At 71.2% G+C, this 22807-nt stretch carries 17 protein-coding genes; 5 read left to right on the forward strand and 12 right to left on the reverse strand.

Features of this window, described 5'->3' with window-relative positions; all coding sequences use genetic code 11:
- Window positions 1–77 precede the first annotated feature (77 nt).
- The 5 genes from MED15_RS01715 to MED15_RS01735 all read right to left on the reverse strand — a co-directional run bounded on the left by MED15_RS01715 (window position 78) and on the right by MED15_RS01735 (window position 4637).
- Window positions 78–1190, reverse strand: a complete 1113-nt coding sequence (locus tag MED15_RS01715) for a branched-chain amino acid ABC transporter permease (RefSeq protein WP_112698091.1) — start codon at window positions 1188–1190, stop codon at window positions 78–80.
- Window positions 1187–2065 (reverse strand): branched-chain amino acid ABC transporter permease, encoded by an 879-nt coding sequence (locus tag MED15_RS01720; protein WP_112698092.1) that lies wholly within the window; start codon window positions 2063–2065, stop codon window positions 1187–1189. Before MED15_RS01720 ends, MED15_RS01715 begins: the two co-directional genes overlap by 4 nt.
- A gap of 30 nt (window positions 2066–2095) precedes the next feature.
- Window positions 2096–2818, reverse strand: coding sequence for an ABC transporter ATP-binding protein (locus tag MED15_RS01725; protein ID WP_030490741.1), 723 nt, complete (start codon window positions 2816–2818; stop codon window positions 2096–2098).
- Window positions 2815–3600, reverse strand: a complete 786-nt coding sequence (locus MED15_RS01730) for an ABC transporter ATP-binding protein (RefSeq protein ID WP_112589455.1) — start codon at window positions 3598–3600, stop codon at window positions 2815–2817. The genes MED15_RS01725 and MED15_RS01730 overlap by 4 nt, the downstream gene beginning before the upstream one ends.
- A gap of 137 nt (window positions 3601–3737) precedes the next feature.
- Window positions 3738–4637 (reverse strand): alpha/beta hydrolase family protein, encoded by a 900-nt coding sequence (locus tag MED15_RS01735; protein WP_112605684.1) that lies wholly within the window; start codon window positions 4635–4637, stop codon window positions 3738–3740.
- Window positions 4638–4821: 184 nt separating this feature from the next.
- Here MED15_RS01735 and MED15_RS01740 point away from each other — a divergent pair, with 184 nt between their 5' ends.
- Complete coding sequence (locus MED15_RS01740) at window positions 4822–7083, forward strand: catalase (RefSeq protein WP_112734640.1); 2262 nt, start codon at window positions 4822–4824, stop codon at window positions 7081–7083.
- A 65-nt stretch (window positions 7084–7148) separates the two neighbouring features.
- On the opposite strand, the gene MED15_RS01745 is transcribed toward MED15_RS01740, so the two are convergent.
- Both MED15_RS01745 and MED15_RS01750 read right to left on the reverse strand, forming a co-directional pair.
- Complete coding sequence (locus tag MED15_RS01745) at window positions 7149–9191, reverse strand: serine/threonine protein kinase (protein WP_112734641.1); 2043 nt, start codon at window positions 9189–9191, stop codon at window positions 7149–7151.
- Window positions 9192–9375: 184 nt separating this feature from the next.
- Window positions 9376–10248 carry an LLM class F420-dependent oxidoreductase gene (locus tag MED15_RS01750; RefSeq protein WP_112733480.1) on the reverse strand — a complete coding sequence of 291 codons (873 nt, stop codon included), beginning with the start codon at window positions 10246–10248 and terminating at the stop codon, window positions 9376–9378.
- A gap of 149 nt (window positions 10249–10397) precedes the next feature.
- Here MED15_RS01750 and MED15_RS01755 point away from each other — a divergent pair, with 149 nt between their 5' ends.
- Genes MED15_RS01755 through MED15_RS01765 form a run of 3 tightly spaced genes read left to right on the forward strand, consistent with a single transcriptional unit; the run spans window position 10398 to window position 13716 of the window.
- Entirely contained in the window at window positions 10398–11555 is a 1158-nt protein-coding gene (locus tag MED15_RS01755; protein ID WP_112733472.1) for an acyltransferase family protein, read from the forward strand.
- Complete coding sequence (gene alr / locus MED15_RS01760) at window positions 11552–12694, forward strand: alanine racemase (protein ID WP_112734642.1); 1143 nt, start codon at window positions 11552–11554, stop codon at window positions 12692–12694. The genes MED15_RS01755 and alr overlap by 4 nt, the downstream gene beginning before the upstream one ends.
- Entirely contained in the window at window positions 12691–13716 is a 1026-nt protein-coding gene (locus MED15_RS01765; RefSeq protein WP_112589445.1) for a D-alanine--D-alanine ligase family protein, read from the forward strand. The genes alr and MED15_RS01765 overlap by 4 nt, the downstream gene beginning before the upstream one ends.
- Window positions 13717–13734: 18 nt before the next feature.
- On the opposite strand, the gene MED15_RS01770 is transcribed toward MED15_RS01765, so the two are convergent.
- From MED15_RS01770 to MED15_RS01785, 4 genes are read right to left on the reverse strand one after another with little or no spacing between them, the layout of a single operon-like run.
- Window positions 13735–14238 carry a hypothetical protein gene (locus MED15_RS01770; RefSeq protein ID WP_244220328.1) on the reverse strand — a complete coding sequence of 168 codons (504 nt, stop codon included), beginning with the start codon at window positions 14236–14238 and terminating at the stop codon, window positions 13735–13737.
- On the reverse strand, window positions 14235–15695 hold the full coding sequence (locus MED15_RS01775; RefSeq protein WP_112734643.1) for a sensor histidine kinase: 1461 nt from the start codon (window positions 15693–15695) through the stop codon (window positions 14235–14237). The genes MED15_RS01770 and MED15_RS01775 overlap by 4 nt, the downstream gene beginning before the upstream one ends.
- Window positions 15692–16384: a response regulator transcription factor gene (locus tag MED15_RS01780; RefSeq protein WP_112589441.1), complete on the reverse strand. Its 693-nt coding sequence runs from the start codon at window positions 16382–16384 to the stop codon at window positions 15692–15694. Before MED15_RS01780 ends, MED15_RS01775 begins: the two co-directional genes overlap by 4 nt.
- Before the next feature lie 16 nt (window positions 16385–16400).
- Window positions 16401–17378 carry a phosphatase PAP2 family protein gene (locus MED15_RS01785; protein WP_167457546.1) on the reverse strand — a complete coding sequence of 326 codons (978 nt, stop codon included), beginning with the start codon at window positions 17376–17378 and terminating at the stop codon, window positions 16401–16403.
- 269 nt (window positions 17379–17647) lie between these two features.
- Here MED15_RS01785 and MED15_RS01790 point away from each other — a divergent pair, with 269 nt between their 5' ends.
- A complete protein-coding gene (locus MED15_RS01790; RefSeq protein ID WP_112589437.1) occupies window positions 17648–18154 on the forward strand; it encodes a winged helix-turn-helix domain-containing protein in 507 nt (168 codons plus the stop codon).
- A 73-nt stretch (window positions 18155–18227) separates the two neighbouring features.
- Here MED15_RS01790 and MED15_RS01795 read toward each other — a convergent pair whose 3' ends face one another.
- Window positions 18228–22652 carry a S8 family serine peptidase gene (locus tag MED15_RS01795; RefSeq protein ID WP_112734645.1) on the reverse strand — a complete coding sequence of 1475 codons (4425 nt, stop codon included), beginning with the start codon at window positions 22650–22652 and terminating at the stop codon, window positions 18228–18230.
- Between the last annotated feature and the right edge of the window lie 155 nt (window positions 22653–22807).

Here is a 22807-nt window from a genome sequence, read left to right on the forward strand (position 1 = left end):
CCGACCTTTCTCGGTCCGGTTGTCTGTGGGAACGGTGTGGTGGTGGGGCGCCCGGCCGAGGCCGGACCGAGGACAGCTCAGGAACGCCGGGTCGGCCGCCTGGCCAGTAGCGCCCGGCCGAGACGCGACAGCAGACCCTGCACACCGCCGGGGGCGGCGATCATGACGACGATCAGGGTGAGTCCGAAGATCGCCAGGGGGAGGTTGCCCTCCAGCCGCTGCGCCACCGCGGGTGAGAGCGTGAGCATCTCGGTCACCGAGTGGGTCAGATCGGGCAGGGCGACCAGCAGGACGGCCCCCCACAGCGCGCCGGTCAGTCGACCCAGGCCACCGATCACGACGGCCATCAGCAGGAACAGCGACAGGGTCAGCGAGAACGCCCCGGGTGAGACGCTCTGCGCGAGCACCGCCAGCAGCGCGCCGCCGAGCCCGGCGGTGGCGGCGCTGACCACGAACGCGAGGACCTGGGTGCGGGCCACGTGGATGCCGGCGAGGCGGGCCGCCACCTCGTCGTCGCGGACCGCCCGGAAGGTACGCCCGTACCGGCTGCGGATCAGGTTCGCCAACAGCAGCAACGCGAGCAGGGTGGCCGCGCCGGTGACCCAAAGCTGCCACCGCTCGTAGGGGAAGTACGGGCCGAGCGACAGCGGCGGCGGCTCCACGGGCACCGACAGCCCCTGCTCGCCGTTGAACACGCCGTCGAAGGTGACCGCCAGCGCCGGCACCACAACGGCAACCGCGAGGGTGACCCCGGCCAGATAGGGACCGCGCAGCCGGGCCGCTGCCACACCGACCACAGCGCCGACCGCGACAGTGCTGACGATCGCCGCAGCCAACGACAGCGGCAACAGCCAGCCGCCGGTCATTCCCCGGTCGGCGAACGCGGTCTGGCACAGCGCCACTGTGTACGCCCCGGTGGCCATCAGCGCGCCGTGCCCGAGCGACAGTTGACCGTTGAGCCCGGTGAGGACGGTCAGCCCGGCGGTCGCGCAGAGGTAGGCGGCCACGGTGGCGAGCTGGAAGTTGCGGAACGGCTCGACGGAGTAGCTGACCGCCACCAGCAGCAACCCGGCGGCCAGCACCACGGCGAGGTGGCGCAGCAGTGTGGAGCCGTGTCGCCGGTCGACCGGTCGGCCGCCCTGTTCGTCGAGCTGCTCCTTCGGCGGCAGTGCCGCCCTCGTGGCGCTCACACCCGCCTCGCCGCGACCGGGGCGAACAGCCCACCGGGCCGGACCAGCAGCACCGCCAGCAGCAGTACCAGCACCGCGAGCGGGGTCAGGTCACTGCCGGCGTAGCCGCTCACGTAGGAGAGCAAGAGCCCCACCACCAGCCCACCGACCACCGCCCCCGGTGGACTGTCCAGCCCGCCGACCACCGCCGCTGTGAACGCCGAGACGAACACCAGGTCCATCGCGTGCGGGTGCAGGCCCAGCTCGGTCGGCAGGACCAGCATGGCGGCCAACGCGCCCACCCCGGAGGCGAGCGCCCAACCGAGGGTCAGCATCCCACCGACGTTGACCCCGAGCAGCCGGGAGACCTCCGGAGCGAAGGCCGCCGCGCGCATCCGCAACCCCACCGGGGTACGGGCGAACATCCAGGCCAGGCCACTGACCACCACGCCGATCGTGGCGAAGACGAACAGGTCGTACGGGGACAGCACGGCGACGCCGCCCACGGTGAGGGCGGACCGGCTGAACGGGGCCTCGGCGGGGCGGAACTCGCTGCCGTACACCATGCCGAGCACGGCCTGGATCAGCAGCACCAGCCCGAGCGCGACGATCACCGGGTTGAGCGGTGAGGCGTGATCGACGTGCCGCATCACCGCACGGTCCACCAGCGCACCGAGCAGCAGGCCGGCGACGATCGCGACCACGAAGCCCAGCCAGTAGGAACCGGTCGCGGTGCTGACGGTGTAGGCGACGTACGCGGCGGCGACGGCCATCGCTCCCTGGGCGAAGTTGACGACCCGCGCCGCCCGCCAGATGAGCACCAGGGCCAGTGCGAACGCGGCGTACACCGCGCCCCGGGACAGGCCGTCGACGGTGAGGAAGACGAAGCGGTCCAACAGTTCTCCCTCCGGGGGACGAGGTGGTGGTCAGAAACCGAGGTACGCGTGGCGCAGGTCGACGTCGTCGCGTAGCTGCACCGCCGGGGCGGCGATCACCACCCGGCCGAGGGACATCACGACGCCCTGGTCGGCGACGGCGAGCGCGCTGCGCACGTTCTGCTCGACCAGCAGGACGGTCAGCCCGGTGCGGTCGCGCAGTTGGCGGAGCAGGGCCATGGTCCGGGCGACCACCCGTGGCGCCAGGCCGAGCGACGGCTCGTCCAGCAGCAGCAGACGGGGTCGGCCGACCAGGGCCCGACCGAGCGCGAGCATCTGCCGCTCGCCGCCGGAGAGCTGGTGACCGAGGTGCCGACGGCGTCGGGCCAGCGGCTCGAAGAGCTGGTAGACCTCGTCGAGGGCCCGCCCGGCGTCGGCCCGGTCGCGTCGCCACAGCCCGCCCAGTCGCAGGTTCTCATCGACGGTCAGCTCGCTGATCACGCCCCGGCCCTCCGGGACGTGCGCCATGCCGCGTCGGACGAGCTGTTCCACCGGCGTACCGCGAAGGTCCTCACCGGCCAGCAGGACCTGGCCGGCGGCCGGGCGGATCATGCCGGAGAGCGCGCGCAGGAGAGTGGTCTTGCCGGCGCCGTTGGCGCCGACGACCGCGGCGATGGTGCCGGCCGGAACGGTGAGGTCGATTGCCCGCAACACGGGCGCGGCACCGTAGCCGGCGACCAGCCCCCGCACGACGAGCAGGTCGGTCGCGGTCATTGGGAGGCCTCCTCGACGGTGGCACCGAGGTACGCGTCGGTGACCGCGGGGTCGTCGCGGATCTCGTCCGGGGTGCCGGCGGCGATGACCCGGCCGAAGTCGAGGACCACGAGCTCGTCGCAGACGGCCATCACCAGGTCCATGTGGTGCTCGACCAGGAGCACGGCGCAGGGGTCGGTGTCCCGTCGGGGCAGTTGCCGGACCAGCTCCGCCAGCTCGGCGATGTCGTCCGCCCCGAGGCCACCGGCCGGCTCGTCGAGCAGGAGCAGCCGGGGCCGGGCGGCGAGCGCGCGGGCCAGGGCGACCCGCTGGCGTACGGCGAAGGGCAGGGTGGTCGGCGCGGCCTCGGCGTGCTCGGCGATGCCCAGCTCGTCGAGGATGGCCAGGGCGTCCCCGCGGAGCCGGCGCTCGTCGCGGTCACTGGCCGGCAGCCCGAGCAGCGCCGGGACGAAGCCGGCACGGGCGGTGTGCGAAGCGCCGGTCATCACGTTCTCCAGCACGCTCAGCCCGGCGAAGAGCCCGGTGCCCTGCAGGGTCCGGGCGATGCCGAGCCGGGTCAGCCGGTGCGGCCGTGGCCGCAGCGGCCGGCCGTCGAGGGTGAGTGAACCCGTCTCCGGTGCGACGAAGCCGCAGATCACGTTGAACAGCGTGGTCTTGCCGGCGCCGTTGGGCCCGATGACGCCCACCACCCGGTTGGGTGGCACCCGCAGGGACACGTCGTCGAGGGCGGTGAGGCCGCCGAAACGGACGCCGATGTGGTGCAGTTCGAGGCCGCGCTCCATCACCCATCCCTCTGTCGTGGCGGGTGTTTATTTACACTCGCAGTGTACGTTTCTCGGGTTTGGCGTCAAGACCTTCAATGCCCCCTTTACGCACGTGGACGGGGCGGCCGCCAGCAGCGACCGCCCCGTGACCGCCGTCAGGCGCTGGGACAGGTGTTGCGGTACTCCTGGATCTGCGAGCCGCTCGGGCCGGGGCAGAGGAACTGCTCGTAGCGGGTGTCGTCGTCGACGAACCGCTTCAACCAGGCCACCATCTGCCGGGCGGTCGGCGTGTTCGTGGTCTGCGGGAAGAAGTGGCTCGCCCCGTTCAGCTCCAGGTACGCCTTCTCGGCGGAGGCCGGGATGCTGTTGTAGAACGGCACCGAGTGCGACGAGACCGGCGCGACGGAGTCGCTCTCGCCACCGACGATCAGCGTGGGCACCCGCAGCTCGGACCAGCTCTTGTCCAGGTTCCACGGTGCCAGCGGCACCGCGGCCTGCAACGACGGCCGCGACGAGGCCGCCTCCAGGCTGCCCCCGCCACCCATGGAGTGGCCGGCCACCGCGAGCCGACTGCTGTCGATCCGGGTGCGCACCGAGCTGCGCTGGGTGAGGTAGTCCAGCGCGGCGAGCAACTGCCGGCCCCGGCTGTCCGGCTGGTCCAGCCGACTGTTGGTTTCGATGCCGATCACCACGAAACCGTGCGAGGCGATGCGTGGTCCGAGCCAGCTGATGCTGGACCAGGCGGCGGTGTAGCCGGGCGAGATGGCGATGGCGCCGAAGGTGCCCTCGCTGGTGCTGGTCGGGTAGTAGATGACGCCGCCGCCGAAGCCGGTGACGCTCAGCGAGGACACGCTCTGCGAGGACGTCGCGAACGGGCCACGGCTGGCCTCCAGGATCGCCGTGGTCGGGGCGGGGCCCCGCTCGTACGGGCCGGCGGCCTGGGCGGCGCCGGACGATCCGGCCAGGACGCCGCCGGCGGCCAGGACGGCGGCCAGCGCGAGCCGGGTGGCACGGGCTGCGACGGAACGGGGACGGGTGGTGGTTGGTGAGGACACGTCGGGCACTCCCTAAAGTCGAGGGATATCGACGTGTGTCAGTTTTGGCTGCTCCGCCGATCCCGGCATCGGCGAAATCACCAGTCCCGGCGCAGGATGCCGAGATCAGTCGTGTTTCGACCCTCTGACCTGGGGTAGCAGGGCAGGCGCCGGCCCGCACACGCGCCATGGAGAGGTTCTTTCAGTGGATTCCAGCAAGCCCGCCGAGGCGGTCAAGAACGTCGTGAAGACCGCCTCAGGAAAGATCGCCGATGCCCTCACCCCGGACGTCCCCGGCGCGCCGGGGAGCGCGCCACCGCCGCTTGAGGAGCCGACGACGCCGCACGACCCGCTGCCGCCGAAGTCGGAACAGGGGGCACCGCAGACGCGCACGCCGACCGGCGCGGAGACCGGCGCGCCGACGATCGCGAACGGCCAGCAGGGGGCCTACCTCACGACCGCGAACGGGGCGCGGCTGCGCGACACCGACCACTCGCTCAAGGCCGGCCCGCGCGGCCCGGTGCTCCTCCAGGACCACCACCTACGCGAGAAGATCACGCACTTCGACCACGAACGTATTCCGGAGCGCGTGGTGCACGCCCGGGGTGCCGGCGCGCACGGTGTGTTCACCGCGTACGGCACCGCCGAGGCGGTCACCCGGGCCGGCTTCCTCAAGAAGGGACGCGAGACCGACGTCTTCGTCCGGTTCTCCACGGTGCTCGGTTCGCGGGGTTCGGCCGACACGGTCCGCGACACCCGTGGCTTCGCCACGAAGTTCTACACCGACGAGGGCACCTTCGACCTGGTCGGCAACAACATCCCGGTCTTCTTCATCCAGGACGCGATCAAGTTCCCGGACATCATCCACGCCGGCAAGCCGCACCCCGACCGGGAGATCCCGCAGGCGCAGAGCGCCCACGACACCTTCTGGGACTTCGTGTCGCTGCACACCGAGGCGCAGCACCACACCATCTGGAACATGTCCGACCGGGGCATTCCGCGTTCGTACCGGACGATGGAGGGCTTCGGCGTGCACACCTTCCGCCTCGTCAACGAGGCCGGGGAGACGGTGCTGGCCAAGTTCCACTGGAAGCCGAAGCTGGGCGTGCACTCGCTGACCTGGGAGGAGGCGCAGCTGATCGGCGGCATCGACCCGGACTTCCACCGCCGCGACCTCTACGACGCCATCGAGGCCGGCGCGTACCCCGAGTGGGAGCTGGGCATCCAGGTCTTCCCGGACACTCCCGAGGAGACCTTCGCCGGCATCGACCTGCTTGACCCCACGAAGATCGTGCCGGAGGAGCTGGCCGAGGTACAGCCCATCGGGCGGCTGGTGCTCAACCGGACGCCGACGAACTTCTTCGCCGAGACCGAACAGGTCGCCTTCCACCTCGGTCACCTGCCCCCGGGCATCGACGTCACCAACGACCCGCTGTTGCAGGGCCGGCTCTTCTCGTACGTCGACACGCAGCTCACCCGGCTGGGCGGGCCGAACTTCACGCAGATCCCGATCAATCGCCCGCACGCGGCTGTGAACGACATGCTGCGCGACGGCTTCCACCAGCACGCCGTGCACGCCGGCGTCGCGCCGTACCGACCGAACTCGCTCGACGGCGGCAACCCGTTCCCCGCCGGGGACGCCGAGCACGCCTTCGTCGACGTGCCGGTCACTGTCGCGCAGGCACCGAAGGTACGCGCGAACCCGGCCTCGTTCGACGACCACTACAGCCAGGTCCGCCTGTTCTGGCTGAGCATGTCGCCGGTCGAGAAGGAACACATCATCCGGGCGTACACCTTCGAGCTGGGCAAGTGCTACCACCAGACGATCAAGGAGCGTCAGCTGCAGAGCCTCGCCAACATCGACCCGGTGCTGTGCGAGCAGGTCGCCACCGGCCTGGGCCTGCCCGCACCCCAGCCGACCGTGCCGCTCCCCGACGTCACGCCCAGCCCGGCGCTGTCGCAGGTCGGTCGGGAGTGGCCGAGCGACGGCCGGATGGTCGGGATCGTCGTCGACCCCGACGGCGACCTGGAGGGCGTCGACGAGGTCCGCAGGGCCGTGTTCAGCGCCGGCATGGTGCCGCTGCTGATCGCCCCCCACGGCGGCATGGTGGGCGACCTGCCGGTGCAGCGCACCTTCGCCACCGGCCGGTCGGTCGAGTTCGACGCAGTCCTGCTGGCCGGAGCGCCGGCACCCGCACCGGATGCCCTGCCCGCCCGCGACGCCAAGGCGGGCACACCGGCCCCGGCCACCGTGGACCCCCGCGTGCTGCTGCTCGTCGAGGAGTCCTGGCGGCACGCCAAGGCGATCGGCGCCTGGGGCGCCGGCGTCACAGTGCTGGAGCAGGCCGGCGTCGCCGGCACCCCGGGCGTCGTGGCGGCGGGCTCGGGCGCCGAGGCGCTGACCGCGGTGCAGCAGTTGATGGCCGCGCACCGGGTCTGGGAACGGTTCCCCGCCGCGGTCGCCTGATCCAACCACCGACGAGGGCCGTCCTCCGCACCACAGGGAGGACGGCCCTCGTCCGTGTCCGGGCGCTATCGCCGGGTCCACTGCAGGTGGCTCGTGCCGGCGCTACAGCTGCGCTGCTCGATCATCGCGCCGTTCGCGGTGCTCTGGCCGACAGTGCCCAGGCACAGTCCGCTGTGCGCGTTGACGAGTTGCCCGGCCTCGTTCAGGGTGAACTGTTGCGCCGGGGTCGTGTTGCAGGTGGTGAGCTGGATCGCCGCCCCGGCGTCGCTGGACGCGGAGAGCACGTCCAGGCAACGCCCACCCAACTGCACGCTCCTGTCCGACCGCATCGACCAGAGCTGGTGGGAGGCGCGATCGTCCCGACAGTCCCAGATCCCGAGCCGGACCGGGTCGGGTGAGTCCGGCGCGCTGACGTCCAGGCACCGCTTGCTCGCCACCCCGACGAGCCGGTTGCCCGACCGCGCCGGGGACACGCTCGGAGTCGGTGACACTCGACGGTCCGGCGTGGCGGACGGGGTCGCCCCGCCCGCCGTCGACGCCGGCCGGAAGCCCGCGGTGACCTCCCGGAACGCGTCCGCCCCGGCCACCGCCCAGGCGGACTCGGGTGTCAACCAGGCGATGCTGTAGCCCAGGCGCTCACCCGTCGTGAAGGCGCGCTGGCGCCCGCGCATCGCGGTACCCGCCTCGCTGGTGTAGACCCACTCCAGGTCGGCAGCCTTGACCTGGTAGTTGACGGCGATCAGCTCGATCCGGCGGTAGTCGCGGTACCGCCCACTGACGGCCGGTCCGCCCAGTTCGGCCAACGGGTCGCTGCGTGGCGAGCCGGTCCGGCTGACGACCAGCATCCGTTCGCCACCCGGCTCGTGGAGTTCGACCCGCTGCCCGCGTCGGACGATCTGCCAGTCGCGCGGCGCCGGCATCGAGAAGCCGCTGCTGTCCCGGTAGACCGACCACGAGATTGGCTGGAGCGCAGCGGTCGTCGGTGCGGCACCGGGCGTCGACGGCGTACCCGGCACGGCGGCGTCCACCAGCTCGGCCTCTCCCCCGGCCGGCCGTGACGCACGGCGGGTGGCCAGCGGAACCGCTACCGCCAGGCCGAGCGCGACCACTGCCGCGAGACCACCGAGGACCCAGGTCCGCCGTCGGCGGGCCGGTCCCCGACCGGCACGATCCGCCGCCACCGGGGCCGACGACCGGGGTACGCCGGGCGCGCCGACCGGATGGGCCGTGACCGCCGCTGGTGCGGGCGCCGGACGCCACGTCACCGCGATGGGCGGCCGCGGTGTGCCGTCCAGCGCCGCCCGGAGCAACTGCTCGGCCGCGTCGGCGTCCACCCGCTCGGCCGGGTCCTTGCGCAGCAGACCGGCCAGCACCGGTGCGAGCGGTCCCGCCCGTCGCGCCGCGGGTGGGGGCTCGGTGACCAGCGCGGTGAGGCTCATCAGACTCGACGGCCGGGCGTACGGCGACTGGCCCTCCACGGCGGCGTACAGGGTCGCGCCGAGCGACCAGAAATCCCCCTCCGGACCCACCGTGCCCCGCATGGCCCGCTCGGGAGACACGTACGCGGGCGAGCCGAGCACCACACCGCTGAGGGTCAGGTTCACGTCCTCGACGGCAGTGGCCAGGCCGAAGTCGGTGAGCACGATCCGGTCGTCCGCGCCGACGAGGATGTTGGCCGGTTTGACGTCGCGGTGCATGATCCCAGCGCGGTGGGCGGCGCGCAGCGCGCCGAGCACGGCCAGCCCGATCTCGGCCGCCCGCACCGGCGGGACGGGACCGTCGGTGGTGATGGTGTCGTGCAGCGAACGGGACGGCACGTACTCCATCACGATCTGCGGGTCGCCGTCGGCGCTCAACAGCACATCGAAGACCCGGACAACGTTGACGTGGTCGAGTTGCGCAATTGCCCGAGCCTCCCGAAGTGACCGGACCCGCAATTCCTGTCGCGCCTCAATGGTCAGGCCGGGGGGCGGAACGATTTCCTTGATGGCGACGTCCCGTTGCAGCATTCGGTCGCGGGCTTTCCACACTCGACCCATTCCGCCCTGGCCGATGAGCTCGACGACGTCATACCGATCGGTAACAAGAAGCGGTAACATCTGCGACACCCGGAGAGGCTACCTGGCACGCCGTCGAACAATTTCCGGCAGTCGAAGCGAACCGCCATATGTGATCCGGCTCATCCCCGCCGGCAACGTCGTTCGTGGAGCCGAAGCCGGCGCGGGCGCACCATTGATCCCCCAGGAATTGGCCAGTCGTTCACAATGGCCGCCCGCACCCCTCGTGGCGGAATCAGCCGATGTCGGCCAACCGGGGCAGCACCTCGTCGCCGAGCCGCTGCGCGAACTCGACCGGGTGCCGATCCGGTGTCACCTGCACCTCGCTCACTCCGAGCGCGGCGTACTCGGCCACCTCGGCGAGAAACGCGTCGGTGTCGTCCAGCGGCGCCTGCGAGGCGACCACCGTCTTCTCGATGGTGTCGTAGTCGCGGCCCTCGGCGGCGCAGTGCCCGCGCAGCACATCCAGCTTGCGCGCGACGTCGTCGATGCCGCCACGGCCGAACAGGTTGCAGGCGTCGGCGTACCGGGCCACCAATAACAGGGTCTTCTTCTCGCCGCCGCCACCGATCATGATCGGCGGGTGCGGGCGGCTCAACGGCTGCGGCGAGTTGATGGTCTCGGCGAGCTGGTAGTGCTGCCCGTTGAACGGGCCGTCGTCGGCACTCCACATCTGAAGGCAGATGCGCAGCGTCTCCTCCAACCGCTCGAACCGCTCGGCCACCGGGACGACCGGCACGCCCAACCCGAGCTGCTCCCGCTCGTACCAGGAGGCGCCGATGCCGAGGCGGGCCCGGCCGCCGGAGAGCACGTCGAGGGTCGTCACGGTCTTGGCGAGCAACCCCGGGTAGCGGTACATCACGCCGGTGACCAGCACGCCCAGTGTCATCCGCTGGGTCATGGCCGCGACGTAGCCGAGCGTGGTGTACGCCTCCAGCATCGGCTCCTCGGCCGCGAACACCGCGTCCATCTGGAAGAAGTGGTCCATCACCGTGAACGACGCGACGCCGGCCTGCTCGGCGACTGTCGCCGTCTGCGCCAGGGTCGGTGCGATCGCGGCGGGGTCGGCCGGGGTCGAGTAGTTCCAGTAGTGCAGCCCGAGCTTCATGTTCGGCACCTCCGCAACGAGCCTAGTGCCGCCCGGCGTCCGCCGGGGGCGGCTCGGAACCGCCCACGGATCGGGTCCGGCGGCGTCCATTACCAACTCATGACAATTCGTGGATCACGTGCGGATATCCGGCTGGCAGCTTTCGGTGAGTGATCCGACAGCTGACCGAGTCCCGGCCCGCCGAGCTGGAGCCCGACGCGACGCGCGTCCGGTTCCGCCACCGCCAACGGACCGGACCCACGCCTGCCTCCGCGCCCGCGCGCGCCGCCGGATCGCACCGGGCGGAGTGGGCCGATGCCGCGAAGGGCGTCTGCATCATCCTCGTCGTCCTGTGGCACGTCGTCGTGAAGGACTACCTCCAGATCGACTGGCACATCGGCGTACCGGTGCCGGGCTTCTGGGGAACCCTGGGTGAGCAGTTCCTCCCGCTGCGGATGCCGCTGTTCTTCACCATCTCGGGCGTCTTCGCGGCGAACGCCGCCCAGCGGCCGTGGCGGGTGGTCGCCCGCAGCCGGATCGCCGGGTTCCTCTACCTGTACGCCGTCTGGCTGCTGATCCACACGGTGGTCCTCGCCGCCGCGCCGGGACTGCCGACCGACCGGGCCACCTCGGCGCTCGGCCTGCTGCAGCAGCTCACCATCACGCCGTCCAACCTCTGGTACCTGTACGCCCTGGCGCTGTACTTCACGATCGCCAAGGCGACCCGCAGGCTGCCCCGGGCGCTGGTCCTGGTCCCCGCCGCCGCGCTGTCCGCCGTCGCCGCCGCCGGCCTGCTCGACACCCCGGGCAACCGCGCCGGCCTCTACCAGAACCTGGTCTTCTTCCTCGCCGGCCTGTACCTGCGGCCGCAGATCCAGCGGTGGGCCGCCACCGCAAGCCGCCGCCGGCTGTTGCTGACCTCGGGTGGCTACGTCCTGGCGCTCACCGCGATGGCGGTGACCGGCGCCCAGCAGTGGTTCGGGGTGTGGCCGGCAGTGTCCGTGGTGGCAGTGATCTTCGGCATAACCGCCGCTGCCCGGCTGTCGCGGTGGTCGGCGCTGAGCAGACCACTGGCTAGGCTCGGCCGCATCACCCTGCCGATCTACGTCATTCACATGCCGGTCCTGGCCCTGCTGCACCGGCTGTTGCTGGTACCGGTTTCCGGGCTGGGTGGGTCCGCTCAGGGCCTGATCGTGCTCGGTTATCCGATTCTGCTGAGCGGGCTGGTGATCGGCCTGAGCCTGGCCGTTCACCGCGGGCTGCTGGCGGTTCGCGCGGGCTGGCTGTTCGCGCTGCCCGGCACGCGCCGGGTGGAGGCGACCGGATGAGCGCCCTCGCCGAAGCCCTGATCGACCTGGACGCGATCGCCAGCAACGTGCGGACTATCGCGTCGGTCACCGGCACCGGACTGATGGCCGTGGTGAAGGCCGACGGGTTCGGCCACGGCGCGGTGCAGGTGGCCCGGGCCGCGCTGCGCGCCGGCGCCTCCTGGCTGGGAGTGACCTCCTCGGCCGAGGCGCTGACCCTGCGCAAAGCGGGTGTGACAGCGCCCACCTTGAGCTGGCTGCACGGCCCGAATGACGACTTCGGTATGTTGATCAAGGGTGGCGTCGACATCGGCGTGTCCACGACGACGCACCTGCACGCCGTCGCCGACGCGGCCCGTCTGCTCGGCGCACCGGCAATGGTGCAGCTCAAGGCGGACACCGGGTTGTCCCGCAACGGGGCCGCCGGGGACGACTGGCCCGAGTTGGTCGGTTGGGCCCGCAAGTACGAACGAGAGGGCGGGATCCGGGTGCGCGGGGTGTGGTCCCATCTCGCCGACGCCGACCTGCCGGGCGCCCCCGCGCTCACCCGTCAGGTGGCGATCTTCGAGGAGGCGCTGCGGACCGCACGGTCGGCTGGCCTGGACCCCGATCTCGTCCACCTGGCCAACTCGGCGGCCGCGCTCTCCGCACCACGGACCCGCTTCGACCTCTGCCGGATCGGGATCGCCCTCTACGGCGTGGACCCGTTCGGCGTGAGCGGTCCGGGCGAGTTCGGGCTGCACCCCGCGATGACCCTGCGAACGAGCGTGGTCAACGTCAAGCGGGTGCCGGCCGGCACTGGCGTCTCCTACGGGCCCGAGCACGTGACCGGCACACCGACCACGCTGGCGCTGCTGCCGCTCGGCTACGCCGACGGGCTGCCCCGGGCCGCGGGTGGCCGTGCCTCGGTGTGGCTCGCCGGCCGGCGGTGCCCGATCGTCGGGCGCATCGCCATGGACCAGTGCGTGGTCGACGCCGGGGATCTTCCCGTGACGATCGGCGATCCGGTCGTGGTGTTCGGCCCGGCCGAGGGTGACCAGCGCCCTCCGACGGTCGTCGAGTGGGCCCGCTGGGCCGACACCAACCCACACGAGATCTTGACCGGCATCGGGGCCCGGGTGGCCCGCGAGTACCTCCACGGAAGGGCACGGAACTCATGACAACCCGACTGGCAGTGCTGTACGGCGGGCAGAGCGGCGAGCACGAGGTGTCCTGCCGCTCGGCGGCGAGCATCCTCGCCCACCTGGACCGTGAGCGGTACCAGGTCACCGAGGTGCTCATCGACCGCGACGGCGGGTGGCACGTCGGCGGCCGACCGACGCCCCTGCCGGCGGCGTTGCGCGTCCTGCGCGCCCAGGACGTGGTGTTCCCGGCCCTGCACGGCCCGTACGGCGAGGACGGCACCGTGTCGTCGTTGCTGGAATGGCTCGGCGTGCCGTACGTCGGCAACGGCGTCTTCGCCAGCGCCGCCGGCATGGACAAGGGGGTCACCAAGCGGCTTCTCGCGGCGGAGGGCCTGCGGGTCAGCCCGGGGGTGACCCTGCGTCCCGGCGAGGCCCTGTCGCCCGAGGACCAGCGTCGGCTGGAACTGCCGGTCTTTGTCAAGCCGGCCCGGGCCGGGTCGAGCCTGGGCGTCGTCAGGGTGGACGACTGGGCGGGAGTTCCCGCCGCGCTGGAGCAGGCCCGCCAGGTCGACCCGAAGGTGCTCGTCGAGCAGGGGGCGCGGGGACGCGAGATCGACGTGGCCGTCCTCCAGCACCCGGACGGCCGGGTGCAGGCCGGCCCGCCGCTGGAGATCCGGGTGACCGGCGCCGGCTTCTTCGACTACGACGCGAAGTACGACGGCGGGGCGATCTTCCAGATTCCCGCCCCGCTCGACGCGGCGACCACCGAGGTGCTTCAGGACCGTGCGATTCGCGCCTTCCAGGCCCTCGACTGCCGTGGGCTGCTGCGGGTCGACTTTTTCCTGCCCACCGAGGGGTCGCCCGAGCCCATCGTGAACGAGGTCAACACGTTCCCCGGCTTCACCGCCGCGTCCCAGTTCCCGCAGATCTGGCAGCAGGCCGGCATCGGCTTCGCCGCTTTGATCGACATCCTGATCGCCGGCGCGCTGGCCGACCAGGACCACGGCCGCCACAGCGGGTTGCCCCGGCCGGCCCGAGCGGTCGACCACCTGGTGTGAGTCGGCGGTCGTGCGCGGTCACCTGATCGGGCACGCCCGAGGCCCTCGGACGCCGTCCGACCCGACGATGGTGACGGTGGTGGCGGTGTTCGCCGCGCTGACCTGCGCCGCGGCGGCGACCGTCGTGCAGATGATCTGGTCGGCCGCGTGCGCTGACAACGCCTGCGCGGCGATGTTCGCCCGCACCGTGAGGTCACCGGACCGACCGGCTCCCGCCGTCACCGTGACCGGGTCGAGCCCGGCCGGAACGTCGCTGGTGAAACCCTGGGCGCGTTCGTTCTCCTGCGGACCGGCCGCGAGCAGCGAGAGCGCGGCGGCGGGCGACGGGTCCGTGGTGACCGGGCGGAGGACCAGCACCAGTTCGCCCTGTGCGAGAAGATAGACCCAGGTGCCCTGGGCGGGGCCGCTGATCGGCGGGCGACCGGTGATGACCGCGCTGGGGCGTACCCCACAGCCCGCCGCGAGCAGCGTCAGAAGCAGTCCGCTGGCGAGCAGCGCGCGGCCCGTCCGTCGGCCGGTCACCGGGCACCTCCGGTGTCCGCCGTTTCGCGGGGCAGTCGGAGGGTGAACACCGCGCCGCCGTGGGTGCCGTTGCCCGCGACGAGGCTCCCCCGTCGCTCGCCGTGACGGTGCAGGCGCGCGTTCTCCCAGGAGATGGCGAGACCGAGGCCACTGCCCTCGGAGCGGGTTCGCGCGGTGTCGGCCTTGTAGAGGCGGTCGAAGACGTGCGGCAACACCTCCGGGTCCAGTCCGGGCCCCCGGTCGGCCACCTCGATGGTGACCCAGTCCGGGTCGGCGCTGAGTCGCACCGACACCGGCTCGGCACCGTGCCGGAAGGCGTTGCCGACCAGGTTGGCGACGATGACGTCCAGTCGGCGGGGGTCGAGTCGAGCCACGACGCCAGGTGGCAACTCCGTTCGTACCCGGTCCAGCCAGCCGCGGATCCGCAGGGTCGCGGTCACCGCCGCGGCCACGTCCACGTCGTCCAGGGCGAGCCGCGCGGTGCCGGAGTCGAACCTGCTGATCTCGATGAGGTCGTTGACCAGCTGGGTGAGGTTCTGCGTCTCCTGGCTGACCAGCCGGGCGGCCCGGCCCGCGTCCCCGGGCAGGTGTTCCGCCTCCTCGTCGAGCACGTCGGTGACCGCCGTCATCGCGGCCAGCGGTGTCCGGAGTTCGTGCGAGACGTCGGCCACGAAGCGGCGCGCGTCGGCTTCCAACCGCCGCAGCTCGCCGACCTGCCGCTCCAACGTGCCCGCGGTGTCGTTGAAGGTCCGTGCCACATCCGCCAGCTCGTCGGCGCCGCGGACCGTCAACCGGGTGCTCAGATCGCCCTCACCGAGGCGGCGCGCAGCCCGGCTGAGGTCGCGGACGGGTCGCAGGACTCCGCGGGCGGACAGCAGGGCCAGCAGGACGGCGAGGACCAGGGACAACCCGCCGGTCAGCCACGCCCTGGTGGCGAGCTGGTCGATGCTCTGCTGCTCGGGCACGAGATTGCGCACCGAGTAGACCTCCACCCCGGACGGGCGGGACGTGCCGTCCGGGCGGTCCAGCGCCAACTGGGTACCGATGAGCAGCGCGGGCTGTCCGGCGAGTAAGACCCGCTGCCAGGCGATGCGACCGTCACGGACCTCCTGCCGCAGCTCCGGGGTGAGCGGGTCGGTGATTTCGGAGCCCCCCTGTGCCCGCATGTCCCGGTAGAGGACCACCGCGAAGCTCTCCCGGTCGCTGAGGCGCTGGGCCAACAGTTCGAGGTCGTCCTGGGTCGGCGGAAGCTGGGCGATCGGGTAGACCTTGGTGAGCTGGTCGGTCAGCGACATCACCGCGGCGTCCTGCGCCTGCTGCAGGATGACGTTCCGAGCCTGGAAGTAGCTGCCACTGGCCACCGCCACCGTCGTGGTGACGCCCAGCAGCGCGAACGCCAGGACGAGCCGGACCCGTAGACCCGAGACCCACGCGCCGACCCGGCGCCACTGTGTCACAGCGGCCCGAACCGGTATCCGAAACCACGCACGGTCTGGATGTAGACCGGTGCCGACGAATCGACCTCGATCTTGGCGCGTACCCGCTGGACGCACGCGTCCACGAGTCGCGAGTCGCCGAGATAGCCGTGCTCCCACACGGCCTCCAGCAGCTGCTGGCGGCTGAGCACCTGGCCCGGCGTGTGCGAGAGTTCGAGCAGCAGCCGCAGCTCCGTCGGGGCGAGGCTGACCGGCGTTCCGTCCTTGCTGACCACCAGCGCGGCCCGGTCGATGGTCAACGCGCCGTGCTGCTCCAGGCCGGCCCGGTCGCCGCCGCGCCGCGAGTCGCCACCGGTCCTGCGCAGCACCGCGCGGATGCGGGCCTCCAGCACCCGGGCCTGAACGGGCTTGACCACGTAGTCGTCGGCGCCGGCCTCCAGGCCCGCGACCACGTCCATGTCGTCGTTGCGGGCGGTGAGCATGATGATCGGCAGGTCGCCGAGCTGCCGGATCCGGCGGCAGACCTCGAACCCGTCCATCCCGGGCAGCATGAGATCGAGGACCACGACATCGGACGGGGTCGTGCGCAGCCGCTCCAACCCCTGCTCACCGGTGCCCACGGCATGCACGGTGTGGCCCTGTCGGGTGAGCGCCAACTGCAGTCCGTCGCGCACCGTCTGGTGGTCCTCGATCAACAGCACCTGGGACATGTCGTCAAGTATCCCATCATGAGATCTTTCGGGTTTCGGTCGTCGGCCGTGGCTGCGCGGGGTTCCGTGGGGAGAGCGGCACCGCGAAATCCGTCGAACGCACCAGGAACACCACAGCGCCCACCAGGAACATCGTCGACGCGGCAGCGGCCACGATGGCGATCAACAAGCCGCGCTGCACCGACGCGGCCAGACCGGGCACGACCACCAGCAGCGCCCAGACCAGCACCACCAGCCCAACCCCCGCCTCGGCCAGCCCGCGCCAGAGGCTGCCGCCGCCCGAACCGCCGGTCGGGTCGCGGTCGCCGGAACGGGCCGCCAACGCGGCCGCGGCCAGGCAGAACACTGTCACCCCCAGCAGTACGCCACCGAGCACGTCGCTGAACCGGTGCCAGCCCGCGATCATCGTGGCGGAGGCGATCACCGAGACACCCACCGCGCCCGGCGCCGCCAGCCAGCGCCGGGCCCACCCGGGCAGGACCAGCATGAACGCCAGCAGCAGGGCGGTCGCCGCCGCGACATGGCCGCTGGGGAAGCTGTTGTGGGTGGTGGAGCTCAGGATCTGCAGATCCGGGCGGGGCAGCTCCGATTTCACCGCGCCGGCCAGCAGCACCGCGCAGACGACAATGCCCACACCGACGACCCCCGCCACCAGCCGCCGGCGGAGCAGACCCACCAGCAGCACCACACCGAGCAGGGCCGCGATGAGGCTCGGGCTGCCGAAGGTGGCCAGCACGGTCTTGGCCGGGCCCACCAGCACGGTCTGCTGCTCGTACCCCCCGCCCCGCTCGGCGCGCGGCAGGAGCACCCCGTCCAGCCACTGCCCGGGGTACGTCCGCACGAAGACGACGGCGGTGAGGGTCAGGGCAACCAGACCGGACAGCGCCGCCGCGAGCAGTCGGAGCCCCAGCGGCACCGCGGCGCGAGCGTGCGGCAGCGGTCGCGCCGGACCGGGCGTCGACCGCCCGACGGAGTACAACGATCCGATGGACATGGCGACCATGCTCGCCCCGGCAGGTCCGTACCCCGTCCTCGGATTGTCTTGGTTCTGTCACAACCACCCCCGCCGCTTCCGGAAAAGCGGATCGTCGGCGGTGGGCCGGGGGGACCTGGACGGCGCGGCGGGATTCACGTGCTTACATGCGACCAGGTTTTACCCAGCCGAGATCAGTCACCACTAGGGTCAGGACGCCGATCGATGTTTCGGTCGGCGGTGCGAAAAATCCATCCGGAGTGAGTTGGGGAACCGGAAGGTGTTGGCAAATGCAGGGAATTCCAGTGGCCAGCCTGGTCATCGGCATCGCATCTTCGCCGGCCGAGCGGCGACATCTGGCCCGGCTGCTCGGTGGCAGTGACGCCTTCCTGATCGTCTCGACCGTCGACCAGGCACGAGAGTTCCTCGGGGTGGTCGAGGCGCCTGCCGCCCCGGCTCCCCCGACCACTGTGGCGCTCGCCGAGGTGGCGCCGAGCCCACAGCCACCGCCACCGGATCTGGCCGTCGACTCCGACCGCCGGGTGCTGCGCTGGCGCGACCAGGAGATCGACCTGACCCGGCTGGAGCATGACGTCCTGCTCTGCCTGGTGCACGCGCCCGGGCAGGTCTGGACCTACGAGCGCCTGCACCTCGAGGTCTGGGGCAACCGGCACCTCGGCCGGGGCTCCGACATGCACTCGGTGATCCGCCGGGTGCGCGGCAAGCTCGCCAGTCTCAACGCCACGGCGACGATCCACTCGGTACGCGGCGTCGGCTTCCGGCTCGCTCCCGTCTGATCACCCGGGGCGCGGTCCGGCCCGCCTGGTCGGGGACCAGGCGGGCCGGATTTTTTCGGCTAGTGCTCAAGCATCAGCACTTGATGGGTGCCAACCCGAAGTTCTCCACGGTCGGAGTGGCGGTGTCGATCCGGGTCTGACGGGTCTGCGGCTTCCAGCCGTCCTTGGCCACGATCATCGTGAGCGGGTTGTTGCGGCGGTCCACCCAGTAGGCGTACTTGCCCTCGGCGTCGGTGGCGAAGGTGTACGACGCCGCCCACGAGTCGACCTGCACGACCGCGCCGGTGAGCGGCGAGGTCGCACCCTGGCAGCTGGTGCCGGTGACCGTACCCATGAGCTTGCCCCAGGTCTTCGGGGGGTTCGCGGTCATGGTCACCGCGACCGGTGCCACCGAGTACGGGGTGTTCTCGGAGATCGCGACCGCGCCGGAGTAGGTGCCCGGCTGGTCCACGTTCGCCGTCAGACCGACGGTGACAGTGACCTTCGCACCCGGTGCGAGGGTGACAGCCGACTTGTCGATGGTCATCCAGCTGACGTCGGCCGCCGACTCGGAGCATCCCTCGAAGCCCGGGAGCACCTCGCTGTCCGGAGCCGCGTTGAAGCTGCCGGACGAGCCGCCGATCTTGTAGAAGCCACACGCCGCGCCGCCGCGGTACCGCGCGGTGTTGGAGTTGGGCAGGTTTGACCAGGAACCGGCGGCCGGGTCGAAGGCGAAGCCGGCGTTGCTGATGGCCCCACCCTGCGAGCCACCGACGACGAGGAGCTTGCCGCTGGCGACGGCGTACGAGCTGGCCCAGTTGTCGGCCGGCGCGTCGGCGATGGCGGTCCAGGTGTTGGCCCCCGGGTCGAAGGCGTAGCTGGACTTCTGCGCGGCGGAACCGTCGTTGCCGCCGGTGCAGTAGAGGACGCCGTCGATCCCGCCGCAGGAGGCGAAGGCCACCGACTTCGGGTAGTTGGCCATCGTCTCCCACTTGTCACCGGTGGGGTCGTACCGGACGACGCTGTTCGACATCGGCAGACAGGCGGCCGTGGTGCAGCCACCGACCGCGTACAGCTTGCCGTCGACGACGGCCTGACCGGCCGCGGCCCGCGGTGCCGGGTTGTCGGCCAGCTCGGTCCAGGTGTTGGCCCCCGGGTCGTACGACCAGGTGGCGGAGTCCGGGCCGGCGTCGGCCCAGCCGCCAGTGACAATGATCTTGCCGTTCACCACGCCCGCGGTCACTGCGTTGCGCGCGCCCGGAAGGTCGGCGATCGCCGTCCAGGTCTGCGCGGCCGGGTCGTAGGCGTAGTTCTTGGCGGTGGAGGCCTCACCGTCGCCGCCACCGAGCGAGTACACCTTGCCGTCCAGGTTCACCACCCGGTTGTCCATGATCGTGGACGGGTAGTTGGCGATGTCGGTCCACGGCGCCGCCTGCGGGCCGGCCGCCGCGGCAGCGGCCTTGGCCTCCTTGCCGGACGCCTTGGCGGCGAACGACGTCGGTACGGTGAGCCGCTGCTCCGGCGCACCGCTGGACCCGAGCACCTGCTGCCGGGTGACAGTGGAGCCGTCCGCCCGCAGGAGTTCGAACCCGTTGTCCCGCTCACCGAACTTGACCTCGACCGGCGCGCCGCCGGTGTTGGTCACCGTGAACGACTTGCTGGTCTTGCCGTTGGGCATCTGGAGCGTCGCGCTCAGCTGCGTCGGCGTCACCGCCAGTCGACCGGCCGCCAGCTGGAAGTTCGCGGTGGTCGCCCAGTCGGCCTCGACGTCGACAGGCTTGGTCTGGCTGACGTAGTTGCCGGCGGTCGCCGTGAACGGGTGCTCGCCGGTCAGCGAGGAGTAGATCCAGTAGAAGCCGTCGGCCAGCCCCGGGTCGTCCGGGGTCGCCACGGTGACGGCCTTCTCGGCGGGCCGATCCTTGCTGGTGACGGTCGCGCCGTTGACGTAGCTGTCGTCGTTCTTGTCGCGGACGTTGCCGACGACCAGACCGCCGTCGACCGGCACGCAGGTGACCTGGCTGCCGATCAGGACGTTGTCGACCTCCCACCACCACTCGTACGAGGCGTCGTAGTAGTGGAACCGAACCTGCACCTGCGCCTTACCGGCCGCCTGCGGGATCGGGATCTCGGTCAGCTTCGGTCCCCGGACGTCGGTCTCCTGCCGGAGCACGTTGGTCCAGGTGGCACCGCCGTCGATGCTGAGGTCCACGTCAGCGGTGTCGTCGTTGAGCTGGTTGAAGTCCTGGTTGAACCGGATGACCGGGGCCGTGACGCTGGTCAGGTCGACCACCGGGCTGACCAGGGACGTGTCCTGGCTGGTGCCGGCACCGTAGTTGTCGCTGTCGATCATCGCGAAGTTGCCGCTGCCGCCGGTCAGGTTGCCCCGGTCGCCGTCGTCGGTGAACTTCCAGACCTGACCGCTGCCCGCGTTGTCCACGACGGTCCAGCCGGCCGGCGTGGTCGTTGCGTCGAAGGTCTCGTACTCACCGTCGGAGCCGGTCGTGTATCCGGGCGCGGTGGTGCACACGGTGCTGTCCACCGGCACGGCGACGTTGGCGGTGGCGTTGCCCGAGCCGACAACAACCTCCTTGGTGACGGTCTGGTAGCCCGGGTACTGCGGCTCGTACTTCAGGGTGTACGTCTGCCCGGCCGGCAGCTTGATGCTGTAGCGGCCGTTCGACGGGGTGGTGTAGTCGTAGACACCGGACACACCCGTCACTGTCACCTTCGCGTACAACGGCCAGCCGTGGCCGGAGCCGTCGGTGACCGCTCCGGTGACGTTGACACTCGGCACCGCCGTGAGGGCGACGTCGAGCGTCGTGGTGGCGCCCTTGGTGACCGTCGCCGTCTTGCTGGTGCTGGCGTACCCGAACGCCGCGACGGCGACCTGGTAGTCGCCGGCGGGGAGCTGGGTGGAGAACTTGCCGTCGGCACCGGTGGTCAGCTCACGCTCGGACGCGCCGGTGAGCGTCAGTGTCGCGCCGGCGATCGGGGCGCCGGAGGTCGCGTCGGTGACAGTGCCGGCCAGCGTGCCGATGTCGCCGGTCGGGGCGGCGTTGAGCAACGCGAGGGCGTCCAGTCGGCCTTCGCCGTAGACGTTGTTGTCGGCGGCGGTGCCACCACACTGGTCATCGGCCTTGTCGATCGCCGCGCCGTTGAGCAGCGCGCGGGTCGCATTGACGTCGCCGACCAGCGACGGTGCCGCCGAGTACAGCAGCGCGATCGCGCCCGCGAGGTGCGGTGCGGCCATCGAGGTGCCGCTGATGCTGCCGTAGGCGCTGCCCGGGATGCTCGACCGCACGTTCACGCCCGGCGCGGAGATGTTGGGCTTGATCTCGCCGTTCTGGCCGGCGCCGCGGGCAGAGAAGCCGGCGACGTTGTTGTTGCTGTCGTACGCGCCGGTCGAGTAGTTGCTGACGAGACTGCCCGGCGAGCCACTGGTCTGGCAGGCCGGTCCGCTGTTGCCGTTGGACCAGCTGCCGAAGATCCCGGACGCGGCCCAGGCGTTCGTCACGTCCTCCATGAACGGCTCGTTGGACGGGTCCCGGGTGCCCCACGAGTTGTTGATGATGTTGGGGCGCTTGCTCGCGTCCGCGTTCTGACCGTTGAGGTCCAGCGGTTCGAGCATCCACTGACCGGATTCGACCAGAGCGGCGTCACTGGGGCAGCAGCCGTTCGCCGCGATCCACTTCACCCCGGGGGCGACACCGATCTGGTTCGCGCCGTCGGAGCCGGCCATGGTGCCCATCGTGTGCGTGCCGTGGCCGTCGCCGTCGCAGGGGGCGGTGGCGCAGGCCCCGGTGGCGTTGGCGGCGTTGAACCAGTTGTAGTTGTGGTCGAACGTCCCGTCGCCGTTGTTGCCCCGGTAGGAGTTCACCAGCGCCGGGTGGTTGAACTGCACCCCGGTGTCGATGTTCGCGACGGTGATGCCCTCGCCCTTGACGCCGTACTGGGACCAGACGTCGTCGGCGTTGATGTTGGCGATGCCCCACTCCAGGGCGTTCACGGTCTTCTCGTCGGTGCCCTTGGTCGTCTCCGGCACCTTGTACGCGACCGGCGCGTAGAGGCCCTCGACCTCCGAGTGCCCGGCGAACTTCTGGGCCATCGCCAGCGAACCGCTGTTCACCTTGATGGCGTTGGTGGCCCAGAAGGTCTGGTATTTGGTGCCCGAGCTGTCGAGGTCGGCCCGGATCTTGCCCTGGCTCGCGGCGGCGGTCTTGCGCAGCGCGTCCGCCACCGCCGTGCCACGCTTCGACCAGTCCTTGATGGCGCTGGCCTTGCTCAGGTCCGCCCGGTCCTTGAACCGGATCCAGAAGTCCCCTTCACTCTTGGCCTGGAGCTGCTTGGCGAGCTCCGGTCGGATCTTGTCCCCGGTCTGGGCGCCCGCCCCCATCGCACCGCCCGGCGCAGCCTGCGCGCCCGAGCTGATCGTGGCCAAGCATGTCGCGGCGAGGATCGTCGCCGCGCCGGCGCTTACCAGTGATCTGGCCGCGCGCCGCCATTGTGGACGTCTGAACATCGGTGCTGCCTCCCTCAGAACGACCCAGGGTGTAAATGGGCCATGGTGGACCTCCCCCATGCACCGCGCGGGTCACGCCGGTTGCCCGAGTGGACACTATGATCGAGAAGAACGGACGATCAAGAACTTGCCGTGAGCAACTTGTCGCTAAGAGT

Origin of the sequence: Micromonospora noduli, from assembly GCF_003264475.1 — a bacterium.
Lineage (GTDB): Bacteria > Actinomycetota > Actinomycetes > Mycobacteriales > Micromonosporaceae > Micromonospora > Micromonospora noduli.

Bases quoted from the DNA above. Each gene is read 5' to 3' on its own strand.
- MED15_RS01795 (WP_112734645.1), bottom strand. From the start codon at position 22,652: ATGTTCAGACGTCCACAATGGCGGCGCGCGGCCAGATCACTGGTAAGC.
- MED15_RS01790 (WP_112589437.1), top strand. From the start codon at position 17,648: ATGCAGGGAATTCCAGTGGCCAGCCTGGTCATCGGCATCGCATCTTCG.
- MED15_RS01765 (WP_112589445.1), top strand. From the start codon at position 12,691: ATGACAACCCGACTGGCAGTGCTGTACGGCGGGCAGAGCGGCGAGCAC.
- MED15_RS01780 (WP_112589441.1), bottom strand. From the start codon at position 16,384: ATGTCCCAGGTGCTGTTGATCGAGGACCACCAGACGGTGCGCGACGGA.
- MED15_RS01785 (WP_167457546.1), bottom strand. From the start codon at position 17,378: ATGTCCATCGGATCGTTGTACTCCGTCGGGCGGTCGACGCCCGGTCCG.
- MED15_RS01730 (WP_112589455.1), bottom strand. From the start codon at position 3,600: ATGGAGCGCGGCCTCGAACTGCACCACATCGGCGTCCGTTTCGGCGGC.
- MED15_RS01725 (WP_030490741.1), bottom strand. From the start codon at position 2,818: ATGACCGCGACCGACCTGCTCGTCGTGCGGGGGCTGGTCGCCGGCTAC.
- alr (WP_112734642.1), top strand. From the start codon at position 11,552: ATGAGCGCCCTCGCCGAAGCCCTGATCGACCTGGACGCGATCGCCAGC.
- MED15_RS01750 (WP_112733480.1), bottom strand. From the start codon at position 10,248: ATGAAGCTCGGGCTGCACTACTGGAACTACTCGACCCCGGCCGACCCC.